Consider the following 14240-nt stretch of genomic DNA (forward strand, 5'->3'; position numbering starts at 1 on the left):
TTAAGAAACTTTTAACAGGGGCATCTACAGAGAAATCAGTAATTAAAAAATTAATTACCGATCGCTGCGTAAACTGAATTTTACCCATTCTTAACCTAACAACACGCACAATAGAAAATTGTTGGCGTTGATAAGTAACAATCAAAATAATAATTATGTCGCCAAAAAACGAAACTAATGAAACTGGGGTTTTGGTTTTAACTTTGGCGATCACGCTAGGATTGGTTGGTAGTGTCTTCTGGTGGTTAGCCAATAATTCTGGTGTGATCGATAATTTGACAACTAATCAATCCCGTCCACCACAAGATACATATACCCATAAAGTTAATCTTCCCTCAGGATTGTATAGTTATGGGGGTAGCACTACTTGGGCCCCAATTCGCAAACAAATAGAGCCAGAAATGCAAAAGTTGTGGCCTAAATTTCAACTACGTTATACCGATCCCACTACTGGTGCGCCTGGATCGGGTACGGGAATTAAAATGCTTTTGGATAATCAACTGGCGTTTTCTCAGTCATCTCGCTCCTTAAAAGATGATGAGTTTCAAAAAGCACAACAACGTGGCTTCACATTGAAAGAAATTCCTGTAGGCATTGACGGAATTGCGATCGCAGTTAACCCCAATCTGCAAATTCCTGGTTTAACTCTGGCACAGCTTAAAGATATATACACAGGTAAAATCACTAACTGGCAACAGGTAAAGGGCCCTAATTTAGCAATTACGCCCTACTCTCGGCGTTTAGAGGAAGGTGGAACTATTGAATTTTTTGCTGAAAATATCCTGGAAGGAGAAAAATTTGGCTCCAAGGTAAAATTTATTCCAACAACAACTCAGGCTTTAAGAGAAGTGGCAAAGAATCCAGGGGGAATTTACTATAGTTCTGCGCCGGAAGTAGTTGGGCAATGTGGTGTCAAGCCACTACCTTTGGGACGAAAACCAGATCAACTAATTCCACCTTATAAACAACCTTTCGTTCCCCTGCAAAACTGCCCAAAACAGCGTAACCAAATCAATGCACTTGGCTTCCAAACGGGTGAATACCCAGTTACTAGGCGGTTATTTGTAATAATTAAACAAAATGGACAAAGCGATCAGCTGGCTGGAGAAGCTTATGCTAACTGGCTGCTAACTAACCAAGGTCAGGAATTAATTACTAAAGCTGGGTTTGTCAGAATTCGCTAATTAATTAAATATTTGTAATTAGGTTTGATACCAGCCCTTTCAAGGTGAACTGTCAAATCTTTTTCTCTCTGTGCCTTGCACGCTTTCTAGGTGTTCAAAAATCATTTATTTGATCTAAAAAGGCACAGCGTAAAGAGATTAAAACAGATTTTTGAGCAAAATTTTACCCTCTTACAAGGGCTGATATTCATCTTTGAAGTTTGACTGAGAAGAAATATTTTTCATCTCCTGGTTGTGAATTTTGTGGTGATTGACTGCTTTGAATCTCCATCAAAGATTCCCAAAAACAAATAACCCCCAGGCTTCAATAAAAAACCTAGCGGCAATAATGTTTACCCAAAAAATTTGGTTGGTTAACTTGTTGGCTATTCAGTACAATTTCTTTCCAGCAAAAGCCAAGGCTGAAAAAATTAGGGAATTCGAGAAATTAAACTATTCAGTTTTCAGAGATTGCTTTTTCTGCTGACACAGCGATTAGATATTTTTTATTTGCAAGTCCCTTAGCTGTTATTCCCGATTTTATTGGTGATGCTTCTGCCCTAGAGGTGGTTCCTCAATGCTCAATTTTCCCCTTGCTGTTGGGGTAAATACAAGGGTATCAAGTTGATCTTTACCTAGAACTATTGCTCTCCCATTTGCAAGTCTTAGTAAATGAAAAACATTGAACATTGAGGCTTCCCTATCGGAAAGTACCCGATTACACACAATCTGTTTGTGGTGGACAAACAGACTGGTCAAACCGAGCAGCAAACCGTGGTTGCTGATGCCAACTGACTTTTTACTGAGCAGGAGCAGGAACTGATTTCCCAAACTGGGTTTGTCCAAATTCTCTGACACCTGCCATTGATAGCAGATCTGAACTTAACTTAACGTTAGCTAGCTCTATTAATCGATTCTGCTGGTAAGCAAATGAGATTATCCCCTTGGGTCAGGATTAAGCCACGTTGACGTAATTTGCCCATTAAGCGGGTGACAGTTACACGAGTTGAACCAATCGCGCTACCAATTTGGGCATGGGTTAAGGGGAAGGGCAAACAATAGCCGCGAATTACATCGGGATCGGTTTCGCTCATTGCCGGCTCGCCATATTCCTCAATCAACAAAGTGAGGAATCCTAACAAACGGTCAATTGTACGACGTTGTCCCAAAGCACTCAGCCATAACAACTTACGTTGGTGCTGATATCTAAAAGCGTCCATAACTTCGCGACGGAAGTGAGGCCAGTTATCCAAGTCGTGCCAGTACATCCACAACACCGCAGTTTGATCGACGTGAGCGTAGGCCTGAAGTGTGAATGGTGACTGAGCAACAATTTCAAATGGTTGCCCTGCGCCAACAAAACCCAAGAAAGCTTCTTCTGGAGTTCTGTTGATGCGACGAGAGGTTAACTGACTGGCAGTAGCACTAACTTGAGCGGTTCCTACCATGCGGATCGCACCCCTTTGCACCAAATATAGCAATCCAGGGCGAGCTGGAATGCGCTCATCTTTGCTGAAGGTACGGCAGCGGTAGTGTTCTTGAGCCCAGTCAAGAATGCGTTGCCAAGTTAAAAACGGACGAGAAGCCTCGGAAAAAGAGGATGGAGATTGCATAGGTAACAAAGAGCGTTCGGCTGAAGACAAAGACGACAAAAAAGGTGCAAGGAGTGTCTTTGTGTTGGCGAGTTCGGCTTAACGCCTAACAGCGCCAGCCATCCAAAGAATAGAAAGCATTTTACTCCCTACTCTTTTGTTATACTTCTTACTGTACAATGATGGTAGTAAAGTTTACCCTCTATTCATTGAATATTCATCAAATTTTATTCTACTCTCATTTTTCTTTATCTAGAAGAAACTTACAACTTTAGATAGATGACAGAGAATCAACATTTTGGAGATGAGGCTGTCTTCATTGAGAACTACGTGCATTTTCAAGTACTAGTGAGTAAATACACAGCATTTAAGCAGTTAGTATACAGCCGACTCGAAAAATCCCTAAGTGTTTATACTTCTCAGCCAAAAAGCGTATGCATAAAAGGCAGAAAATTTCCTCTATATAAAGGTAGAGACGAAAAAAAAATTTTATATATTTCTGGGATAGCCCAGTGGTTAGAAAAATCTCAGAATCATAAAGCGATAGAAATTGCTCAAGCGATCGCTAACGACCTCTTGGTGACCTGTGGGGACGTTTTTCAGGTGGCGATTGTTCCCCCTGGTTGGATTTATTTAGAATTGTCTCAGCCAATCTTAGCAGCTTGGTTACAAAATATTACAAATGGCAATTTAGAGCGACCAGGAAGGAGCGGGAAAACAGCAAACCTTAACATTAAAAATTCCCAGCGCTTATTTACTGCGCAATACGCCTATGCACGTTGCTGCTCGCTATTGCAACAAGCTCACCGCGAGGAATTAATTCAACTGAGGGAAGTGCAAAATCAAGCACTTAGCAATTCAGCGATCGCTTGTTGGCAGATTTTGTTTCCTAACCCCATACCTTGGCTGAACAGTGATGGAAAACTGCGCTGCTATCATCCGCCAGAAAGTCAACTCATAGGCGAGTTAGTGCAAGTTGTCGATGATTTACACTGCGATGATGTTAAAAGTTCAGTGAACTGGGAAAAAGCCGCTTTGAATTTAAGCCAAGCTTTTGAAAATTTTTGGAGCCAGTGCCGCATTTGGGGCAAAGTAAAAATCGCTGCACGGGAATTAGCTCAAGCCAGACTGGGATTAGTGATGGTCACACAGTCTGTATTGAGGTTGTTATTAGAGGAAAAACTTGGGGTTGTTGCGCCTTTGGAGTTGTAAGGGGCTAGAGAGTAGAGGTAGGGAGCAGGGAGCAGGGGGAGAAATAGCAAACGATCAATGCTCAATGCCCAATGCCCAATGCCCAATGTCCAATGTCCGTAAAGCTTCTGAGAAAGTAAATATAAATTTATATGACAAGTGTTGACTCAACCGAACACTTGTTATATATTATCTGGTGTGTGAGGAGCGAACCAGCAGGGGCACCGAGACGAAACACGGCCAGTCGTCGGTGTCCTTTCTGATTTTTTAAGATAGTAAAAATTGTTCGATTGCTGCTGCGGCTCCATCGGCTTCAACGTTGGGAGCTACCCAATTTGCTATAGCCTGGACATCTGCTGGCGCATTACCCATAGCTACACCAATGCCAGCGTATTCTAGCATTTCTAAATCATTGAAGTTATCGCCAATAGTCATGACGTTATTGCTTTGCAAGCCGAGTAATTCTTCTGCGAGGTAACGCACCGCAGTTCCTTTGTTGACAGAGGGGTGAGTCGCCTCAAAGAAGGTAGCAACAGAGGTGGTGAGGTAAAGTTCTGCGGGTGTGTATTGAAGGCGTAAATTGCCTAAAATTTTGTCAATTACTTCGCTGTCGTCAGATAAAGCTAGAACTTTTGTGGGTTCATTATCTAAAGCTTGGCGTAAATCACCGACGGGAATGGCTGTAATTCCGGAACGTTTGGCGTAGAGTTTGGTTTCTGGGGTTAACTCTCGCACGTAAAGTTGATCGTTGATATAAAAGTGAACGGAAAGAAGCGATCGCAGTTGTGGCTGTTCAAAATAATCTAGTAGCTGGGATGCGATTTCTCGCGGAACTGTCAAATGGCGATGAATTTTCTCGGTGGCTGGGTCTTGAATCCAAGCGCCTTGATATGCTGCTAATGGTAATGTAGAGCCAATTGCTTGATGAAAGCGTAAAGCTGAACGGTACATACGTCCAGTAGCGATCGCTATTTGAATTCCTTTTGCTTGTGCTGCGGCGATCGCTTTTTTTACGGGTTTACTGATTTTATTGGATTTACCGGAAATTGTGCCATCGATATCTAAAACCAGTAATTTAATTTCTGCTGAAGCTTGAGCCTGATTTTCCATCGATGGTAGATGAGTAGTAGCTGCTAGATCCATAAATTCCCCAAGTTTTTGGCTTCCAGTAAGAGGGTAACAGGCTCTAGGGATGAATGGGGAGCGATCGCAGTTTTATACTAATACGGTTTTACTGGAAAAAAGCAGAGGATCTGAGGACGCGATTTTTATCAGTCATTTCGTGAATTGGGATAAATTTTGGAAAAAATGAACCGCCAAGAACGCCAAGACGCCAAGAAAGAAGAGAAGAGGAGAATTAGACGCAAGTTAATAGAGAAAGAGAACTATAAGTTTAGTTAATCACACAAAAATTTTACACCTAAATATAAAAATCTCTCGCCGCTAGCCCCTAGTCCCTAGCCCCTAATCCCTATTTTCTGCTTCTAGCTACAATAAGCCTATGTCGCAAATTTCTTCTTCTACAATCGCAACACGCCCTACCTTCATCCTCGTAGATGGACATTCTTTGGCGTTCCGTTCTTATTTTGCTTTTATTAAGGGGCGAGATGGGGGATTACGGACAAAAACGGGGATTCCTACCAGTGTGTGTTTTGGCTTCATTAAGTGTCTGCTGGAGGTGATGACTACCGAACAACCTCAAGCAATGGCTATAGCTTTTGATTTGGGCTTACCTACTTTCCGCCATGAAGCGGATGATACCTATAAAGCCGATCGCCCTGGTACGCCAGAAGATTTTGTTCCAGATTTAAAAAATTTACACGAACTACTTGCAGGGTTCAATTTACCGATTTTTACGGCTCCTGGTTTTGAAGCTGATGATGTATTGGGTACTTTAGCACAGCTTGCAACTACCGATGGGTATAAAGTGAAAATTCTCACAGGCGATCGCGATTTGTTTCAACTGATCGACCTGGAAAAGCAAATCACTGTGCTTAATTTTACACCTGATGCCTGGAAGCGATCGACAAATGGTATCAGCGAATTCGGCCCGGAACAAGTGCAACAAAAGCTGGGTGTGTTACCAGAACAAATTGTTGATTTTAAAGCTCTTTGTGGCGATAAATCAGATAATATTCCTGGTGTCAAGGGTATTGGGGAAAAAACCGCAGTTCAGTTACTTAATAACTACGGTTCGTTAGAGAATATTTATGCAAAAATAGATGAAATTAAAGGCGCAACTCAGAAAAAACTGGTAGAAGGGGAAGAAGATGCTAAAAAGTCGCAATATTTAGCAAAAATCGTTACTGATGTTGCTTTAGAAGTAAATTTAGAAGATTGTAAGTTAAAAGGTTTCGATAGAGATTTACTCGTACCAATTTTAGAAAAATTAGAATTTAATCGCTTTCTCAAGCAAATCAACGAACTTCAACTTAAATTTGGCGGAGAAGTTGCAGAAGTTCCCGAAACTACCACAGCACAACCCAATATTGACGATAACGATCCAGATTTGTGGTTTTTTAGTGCAGATGATACCGCCGCAGCACAACAAAAGCCAGCTTCTGCAATTCAACCACAAATTATTGATAGTGAAGCGAAACTGACAAAGTTAGTCAAATTATTACAAAAATTTACTAATCCAGAGATACCCGTTGCTTGGGATACGGAAACGACAGATTTAGAACCACGAGACGCAGCTTTAGTAGGAATTGGTTGCTGTTGGGGGACAAAAACCGATGAAATGGCTTATATTCCCCTTGGGCACAAAAATGCGAAAAATCTAGAATTAGATTTGGTATTAACAGCATTACGTCCGATTTTAGAAAGTACCGATTATCCCAAATCTTTGCAAAATGCCAAATTTGACCGTTTAGTTCTGCGGTGTCAAGGCATAAAATTGGCAGGAGTGGTATTTGATACCATGCTAGCCAGTTATTTATTAAATCCAGATGCTAGCCACAATTTAAGCGATTTAGCTCAGAAATATTTGGGTTTAACAGCTAAAAGTTATGTAGATTTAGTTCCTAAAGGTAAAACGATTGCTGATTTAGACATTCCTACAGTAGCTGATTACTGCGGTATGGATGTTTATTCTACATTTGGCTTAGTAGCAAAACTGCGTGAAGAATTAGAAAAATTTACCGAGTTATATCAGCTATTTATAGATGTAGAACAACCGCTAGAAGCAGTTTTAGCGGAAATGGAATATACAGGTGTGCGAATTAATTCTGATTACTTAAAAGAACTTTCACAGCAATTAGAAATTGATTTAGCTAAGTTGGAAGAAAAAGCCACAGAAATCGCTGGCGAAAAATTCAAATTGGGTTCTCCTAAGCAATTAAGTCAGATTTTGTTTGAAAAATTGGGGTTAAGTACTAAGTATTCGCGGAAAATTCAAACAGGTTATTCTACAGACGCAGCGACATTAGAGAAACTGCAAGAAATTGACCAAACTGGTTTTGTTGATGCCATCATTGAATACCGGACTTTATCTAAATTAAAGTCTACTTATGTAGATGCATTACCAGCATTAGTACGTCCCGATACGCAGAGAGTACATACAGATTTTAACCAAGCAGCAACATCAACTGGAAGGTTATCTTCTTCTAATCCCAATTTACAAAATATTCCCATTCGGACAGCTTTTAGTCGTCAAATTCGCAAAGCATTTTTACCAGAATCAGGCTTTTTAATGGTAGCTGCTGATTACTCACAAATTGAGTTAAGAATTTTAGCGCATTTAAGCCAAGAACCCGTTTTAGTGCAAGCCTATCAGCAAAATGAAGATATTCATACTGTGACAGCAAAGTTAGTATTTGAAAAAGAAGATGTCACAGCAGATGAAAGAAGATTAGCCAAAACTATTAATTTTGGCGTAATTTATGGTATGGGTTCGCTAAAATTTGCCCGTTCTACTGGGGTTGATAAAAATATTGCCAATGAATTTATCAAGCGATTTAACGAACGTTACGCACAAGTATTTACATATTTAGAGCGAGTAAAAAAAGAAGCGATCACCAAAGGTTATGTAGAAACAATTCTCGGTCGTCGGCGGTATTTTGAGTTTACTAGTAATAGTTTACGTCAATTAAAAGGTAGCAATCCAGAAGACATTGATTTGAGTAAATTAAAAAATCTAGGCCCTTACGATGCTGGTTTACTGCGTTCGGCTGCGAATGCACCAATTCAAGGTTCTAGTGCAGATATTATCAAAATTGCAATGGTGAGATTGCATGATGTTTTGAGTAAATATCAGGCGCGGTTATTATTACAAGTTCACGATGAATTAGTGTTTGAAGTTCCCCCGTCAGAATGGGAAGAATTGCAACCACAAATTAAGTCGGTGATGGAAAATGCAGTTGAATTATCTGTCCCGTTATTAGTTGATGTTCGCGCAGGTGATAATTGGATGGAAACAAAGTGATGATAGGGAACAACTCACTTCCTTAATCAATACCCTTCTAGTGTTTCATCGCATTAATTACGAGGAGTAAAAAACGAACCGCATTCGACGAAGTCGTTCCCGCAGGGTAGACGCGAAGGACACGAAGGAAGAAACATAACCATCAACAGTTAACCATCAACACTCTGCCATTGAGAATATGCGAATTTACGGGCCAGATACAATTAATTTTGATGGTGTGAATGGCGATCGCTATTGGTTCTATCAGTCTTATCCTTATACTGGTATAAAGGAGATTGACGAACGGTTAAGCGGCTTTCCTGTAGCTGTCTTTTTACCACATCGACCTGCAAGGGAAACACCGTTAGTTATTGGTTTACAAGGGATGAGTGCGCCTTATGGCTGGAATGCTTTTATTGTGCCAACACTGATACAAATGGGTATTGCAGTTGCTTTATTTGATACGCCTTTGGCGGGAGAACGCAGTTTAGTACGTACCTTTACGGCTGTTGTACAGAATGAGATTCAGCCATTAATTAACCAAGGTATTGCCTTTGATACGGCATTGCTTTTAAGTATATTCCGTAATACAGCCAGTAATATTGATAGCATTAGTAAATTTTGTAGCGATCGCTATGGGTTGAGTAATTCCAAACTGGCTTTATTTGGCGTGAGTATGGGTGTTTTGCTATCTGGTTACGCTTTTACCGCTCAAGGTTTGGGAGAAAGGTTGCTGGGAACGATTGGTCATGCTGACCTCCAGTCCTTTGCTAATAGTTGGGGTTATGGCTTGTTACCAGATTTAGCAGCTTCACCTCTAGGTGGATTAGCAACAGCAGTGTTACAAAGAGTACAGCCGGATTTACAACCTGTAGTCAAGCTTTTACAGTTAGCCAAAAATCTGAAATATCACGATGAATATGCTTGGGACTGCAATCCCATGAATTATGTTGAGCAAGTGCAGTTACCGCGTCGAGTACGCTTTTTAGTAGGTGCTAACGATCCCATTGTCAGAATTAAAGATACCCGTGCTTGTGCCCAAAAATTTCCTGATGGTGCTTGTTATGTCGTTCCGGGGATGGGACATGGAACTAGACAGTGGGGGGCTACATTTGTTGACCATGTACGCTATTTTCTGGCTACGCAATTAGGGGATTGGCGTAATTGAGAACTTGCTGTTGAACTGAGTATATCCAGCCCAACAGAGTACAAAATCTCATACCAATTGGAAAACAGAATGCGCCAGATTGTAGGGGCATTGGCACTGCCATGCCCTCTAGAATATCTTGATGTGTCGCCAAGATTATTTGAATTGGTATAAAAAGTGGTATTTTAAATCACTGAGCGCGGCATAATTTGCGATCGCTATCATGGTCAGGATATTGCCAAGAATAAGCAAAATGGCTCACCCCTTTGATGTAAGGGGCAAATTGGCGGAGTGCTTGCATTTGGGCTTCTAAGGACGGACGATTGCTAATGGAACCACCCCATTTACCAGCTAAGGCAGGAATTACCTCTGTACCAGGTTTCGCCATGTTCAAAACCCGTTGTATTTGCGGCACAATACAACTGACATCACCACAAGTTGCATAAGCCATCGGATGCCATTGTAAGGAATTAGGAAACCTATCCCAAGGCTGTAATCGGGAATCATAGCCTTGTCCGACACTTTGGTTACCTTCCGGGAAAAATACCACGCCTGCGGGAATTTTTAATTGTTGGGCTGGATGAGTTGCTAAGGCGACAAAATCTAAGATACCTTGCATGGCATGAGCAACAGCGAGTTGCCACAAATCCCATTGTAAAAGCGGTTGTCTTTGCGCTGGATTGATGAGGGCTTTTTGCGCTGAGGGTACAGTCCGACCTTGCCACAAAGGTTCTCCTTCTTGGGGATAAAGTTGATCGACTTCTGTGATATCGGCGGGGGTAATATATCCTTTACCTAAAAAGCGGCGAATTAAATCTAAGCCTTTATTATTTTGTGCCCGTCGAAATAAAGCTTCTTGAGTAGCAGCAGTAAATAGCCATAAATCAGTGACTTTGGTGGCGATAGAATCGCTTCCCGCTTGTCTGGGATAGCGTACATAGTCAAATAGAATCCCATCGGGGCGACGGCGCAGTACTTCCTGTACCATGAGGTAATAGTCACGCTTTGCCCGTTCGTTGTAGGGGTCGATAAAGACATGAGTGCCCACATCTATAACATACAAGCTAGTTTGACCTTTGCCATTACGCGCGATCGCTCCTTCTCGATCTCGACGCAACGCATAGCTATAGCCAAAATTGATCGTATACATCCACGAGTAAACTTTTAAACCCCGTTGTCGCCCTTTTTGAATTGCCGTTGCTAGCAAATCTACCTTCTCTGCACCTGGATTGCGAATCACAGAAGGCCAAGCTGTCGGGTTACTGGCGGCTGGTAATAATACCCGCCCATCATAAAAGGTTTCCACATAAACTTGGTTGTAGCCCAGATTTACAATCCGATCCATCATGTGATCGAGTAACCCCGGCTGGATATCACAAGGATACAAACGCAACCAAATAGCTTGATTTTGCGGCCAGGTGCGATTACGACAAGCCTGCATTTCCTGTGCATGTTGTTTTAATATCTGCTGGTAACGCTTTTGTGCTTCTGAATTACCTCTGAGTGCTGCCAAACGTAAGTTTTCTTTTTCTTTGACAGCTTTTGGCGATAACTGACAATATTGTTGCACTTGCGCCTGTGCTGGTTGATTTGCCAAATAGGGAGTCAATAAACTACTAGTGAAAATCGCAGCTAAGAGGCTTCGGGTAAATGACTTTGATTTCGTAAAGTTCAAGGGAAGGTTAAACATACTTCAAGGTAGCAGGAAAAGTAGACTTGCTGTAAAAGCTGGGCACAGGCTGGAATTTGACAATCTTTCTTTGATTGTTCTTGTCCAGATTTTTTGGCTAAAAGCTCTTGTACAAGCAGTCTGACCATCAATCTTCAATTACATAGCTGAGATTGATGCGTGTCAAATTGTTTATTGAGAAAATAGGGGCTTTGAAGCCTATTTTTTTCAGACTCTCAAACCCCTATTTCTGTTGCCGGATTTTTTCACTCAGTTAAGTTTTCAAGCAGACTCAGGTAATTGCCAAATTATTGATTATTTGTTTGTCGTCAACGATCGTATCCGACATAATATTTGTCATAGGGTAAATCAAAACTCAAAATTTAAAAAGTATTTACTTGAATCAACTAAACTTAACAAGGTAGCAAAGAGTCTTAATTAAATTAAGACTCTTGACTGTGCCAATTTTCAGATTTTGGATGTTGGATTTAGGATTGGTTTTTTGCAATCGCCCCAGGGGAGCGAAATCGAAAATTGCAAATCTAAAATCTCCCAGTGCAAGGTAAAACTGGGTGCAGTCAATCTCAAATCGCAAATCTAAAATCCAAAATGGTTGGACTATATTTTATTGACAGTTAAGCACCGCGTCTCAGCGCCGCCTCTACCTGATTAAACTCTTGTTCTAGACGATCTTTGAGTTTTTGTGGTACAGGACGATTGGGGTAAGAACTGTAATGTCCTGCTAAGGAATTTAAGGCTGTGCGCATGGTAGTAAAGGAGCTAAGACCAGAAACAGAGTTAGCTCTTTGATAGCGTGCTGAAAAGTCATTTATTTTTTGACGCGCTTCTGCTTGAACTGCTGCTTTATTTGGTGAATCATCTGATAACTCTAAGACGTTTCTTAAAGTTTGGACTACCGTTAGGGTGTCTTGGCGATAATCTCCTGTCAAACTATCAGGGCTAGAACAGCCCATTAAGCCGATGGTTACAACTAAAACCAGGGCAAGCAGACGCGACCAATAGCGCTTCATAAGCATTTACTGAAATAACGCATAAATCAACGTCCATAGTATCTTGGATTGGTATCCTGGGGATCATGACTAAGGATGAAGCATCAGTGCTGAATTCAATGTTTTTGATAGAGAGTGTTCCTTTGTTGGTAAGGTCTACCTAAAGAAGCGATCGCATTTTGTAAGGTTTCTGGAGGCATGTATGTACCACCAACTGCACCCGCCATTGAGGTAATATGTTCTTCCATCAATGTGCCGCCAATATCGTTACAACCCCACAATAAAGCTGTTGTCGCCCCATCTAACCCCAGCTTTACCCAACTCGGTTGATGGTTAGGAATCCAATTTCCTAAATAAATCCGCGCTACAGCCGTCAACAGTAAGCTATCACTTAGAACCGGTTGATCGCGTCCTACCCGCCGACGTAGAGGTTTGGGTGCTTCCTGCCCGACAAAAGGTAATAAAATAAACTCCGTAATTTTCGCCGGATAGCCGTTTTTCATGGCGGTTATTTGCAGCGATCGCAATTTTTCTAAATGTGCGATTTGCTGTTCTGGACTTTCTATATGTCCTGAAAGCATAGTACTTGTTGTATGCAAGCCTAATTGATGAGCTGTACTGACAATTTCTAACCAAGTTGCCGTATCAATTTTTTCCGGACATAGTACTCGCCTGACTTCATCATCTAACACCTCAGCGGCTGTTCCTGGCATTGAGTCTACACCGGCATCGCGCAAAGCTGTAATGACATCAGCATATTTAACTCCATCAACTCTGGCAATAAATTGCACTTCCTGGGGCGAGAAAGCGTGTAAGTGTAGCTGGGGAAACTCCTGCTTGATAGTTTCCACTAGTTTGAGATAATAAGGCAGCGATTTACCATTAATCTGAGCTTGTGGGTTCAATCCCCCTTGCATACAGATTTCCGTTGCACCTCGTTTTACCCCATCCGTTGCTTTTTCTAAGATTTGTGCCCAATCTAACCAATAAGCGCCGCGATCGCCGTCATCGCGACGAAATGCACAAAAACTACAGTGCTGCTCGCAAATATTAGTAAAGTTAATATTACGATTTATGACGTAGGTAACTACATCACCAACTTGACGCTGGCGGAGTGTATCGGCCGTGCTTTGAATGAGGGCGATCGCTTGTGGATCTGTTTGTTTTAACAACACCACTCCCTCAATTGGAGATATATCATATCCCAGCAAGGCACGGTCGAGAATATCATCAACAGTTTTATGCTTCACAGGAGCGAAAACCAAGTTACTCCTTTTATTTTGCCAGGAATCCTGAATAGCGATCTCAGTAACAAATTGTAAGTAATAATTATTACTAAAATAAATTTAAAATCTAATTTTCAATCTATAATTTAGGTAGATTTTACTGTATACTTCGACCTATTATTATTGTTGAGTTAGTTACTGCCCGGTGAAATTAAATTACTTACTTACTTAAATAACAGACGTTCTCAAAACTCCCTACACATAGAAACTCTACATCAGAAACGTCGGCAGGTATACCCCAGATGGCTCAAAATTATTATAGTTCTTATTTTATAAGACTAATATTTTATTCGATTTCTGAAAAAAACTCAGTACACTTTTATTCCTTCTTACCTGTTCTCTGTTAAGAGTTACCTGTTCCCTTCCTCAGCAAATGATTTCACCGAATCAAAGCGGATTCTTATATTATGTTATTGCTTGGTTATGGTCGCAGTTCTTTGGTAATTTAGTAACTGTAATTAGAAGTCTTTCTCCTGTAATCAGCTTATTGTCTTTAGTCAGTATATATTACTTATATCAAGATTTATTTAGACTGCCATTGACAAGTTCAATGGCAGTTTCATTAATGTTATTTAGGATTAATGCATATGCTCAAGTCGGAAACTGATTTTCAACTAACGCAGCAGCCTAGTAAAACTATTGTTCTTGATCAGAGAGAAAATATATTTTTGTTTAAACCATCAGTAGATTTAGAAAAAAACATTCAAAAATATTATGATGTGAATCCTGTTTACAAGAGTAAAGTCTCCAGTCTTAATTTGGTAAAATTACTGAAATCTA

Annotated in this window: 9 protein-coding genes; 4 read left to right on the forward strand and 5 right to left on the reverse strand. The window is 40.9% G+C overall.

The genetic code is table 11. The annotated features are described in order from the left end of the window. Positions 1-155: 155 nt before the first annotated feature. Positions 156-1184 (forward strand): PstS family phosphate ABC transporter substrate-binding protein, encoded by a 1029-nt coding sequence (locus H6G41_RS02325; protein WP_190743222.1) that lies wholly within the window; start codon positions 156-158, stop codon positions 1182-1184. Between the two features lie 872 nt (positions 1185-2056). On the opposite strand, the gene H6G41_RS02330 is transcribed toward H6G41_RS02325, so the two are convergent. Further along, entirely contained in the window at positions 2057-2776 is a 720-nt protein-coding gene (locus H6G41_RS02330; RefSeq protein WP_015114387.1) for a Crp/Fnr family transcriptional regulator, read from the reverse strand. Positions 2777-3034: 258 nt separating this feature from the next. Here H6G41_RS02330 and H6G41_RS02335 point away from each other — a divergent pair, with 258 nt between their 5' ends. Further along, positions 3035-3967 (forward strand): DALR anticodon-binding domain-containing protein, encoded by a 933-nt coding sequence (locus tag H6G41_RS02335; RefSeq protein ID WP_190743224.1) that lies wholly within the window; start codon positions 3035-3037, stop codon positions 3965-3967. A gap of 246 nt (positions 3968-4213) precedes the next feature. On the opposite strand, the gene H6G41_RS02340 is transcribed toward H6G41_RS02335, so the two are convergent. After that, positions 4214-5089, reverse strand: a complete 876-nt coding sequence (locus tag H6G41_RS02340) for a Cof-type HAD-IIB family hydrolase (protein WP_190743226.1) — start codon at positions 5087-5089, stop codon at positions 4214-4216. Between the two features lie 358 nt (positions 5090-5447). On the opposite strand from H6G41_RS02340, the gene polA reads away from it, so the two are divergent. Next, complete coding sequence (polA, locus tag H6G41_RS02345) at positions 5448-8369, forward strand: DNA polymerase I (RefSeq protein WP_190743228.1); 2922 nt, start codon at positions 5448-5450, stop codon at positions 8367-8369. A gap of 178 nt (positions 8370-8547) precedes the next feature. Continuing rightward, positions 8548-9516 carry an alpha/beta fold hydrolase gene (locus H6G41_RS02350; protein ID WP_190743230.1) on the forward strand — a complete coding sequence of 323 codons (969 nt, stop codon included), beginning with the start codon at positions 8548-8550 and terminating at the stop codon, positions 9514-9516. A gap of 169 nt (positions 9517-9685) precedes the next feature. Here H6G41_RS02350 and H6G41_RS02355 read toward each other — a convergent pair whose 3' ends face one another. The 3 genes from H6G41_RS02355 to cofH form a co-directional block, all read right to left on the reverse strand. Then, positions 9686-11185, reverse strand: coding sequence for a family 10 glycosylhydrolase (locus H6G41_RS02355; protein ID WP_190743233.1), 1500 nt, complete (start codon positions 11183-11185; stop codon positions 9686-9688). 614 nt (positions 11186-11799) lie between these two features. Then, positions 11800-12195 (reverse strand): photosystem II protein Psb27, encoded by a 396-nt coding sequence (gene psb27, locus H6G41_RS02360; protein WP_190743235.1) that lies wholly within the window; start codon positions 12193-12195, stop codon positions 11800-11802. Between the two features lie 95 nt (positions 12196-12290). Further along, positions 12291-13424, reverse strand: coding sequence for a 7,8-didemethyl-8-hydroxy-5-deazariboflavin synthase subunit CofH (gene cofH, locus H6G41_RS02365; protein ID WP_190743237.1), 1134 nt, complete (start codon positions 13422-13424; stop codon positions 12291-12293). Positions 13425-14240 lie beyond the last annotated feature (816 nt).

Origin of the sequence: Tolypothrix sp. FACHB-123, assembly GCF_014697075.1 — a bacterium.
Lineage (GTDB): Bacteria > Cyanobacteriota > Cyanobacteriia > Cyanobacteriales > Nostocaceae > Aulosira.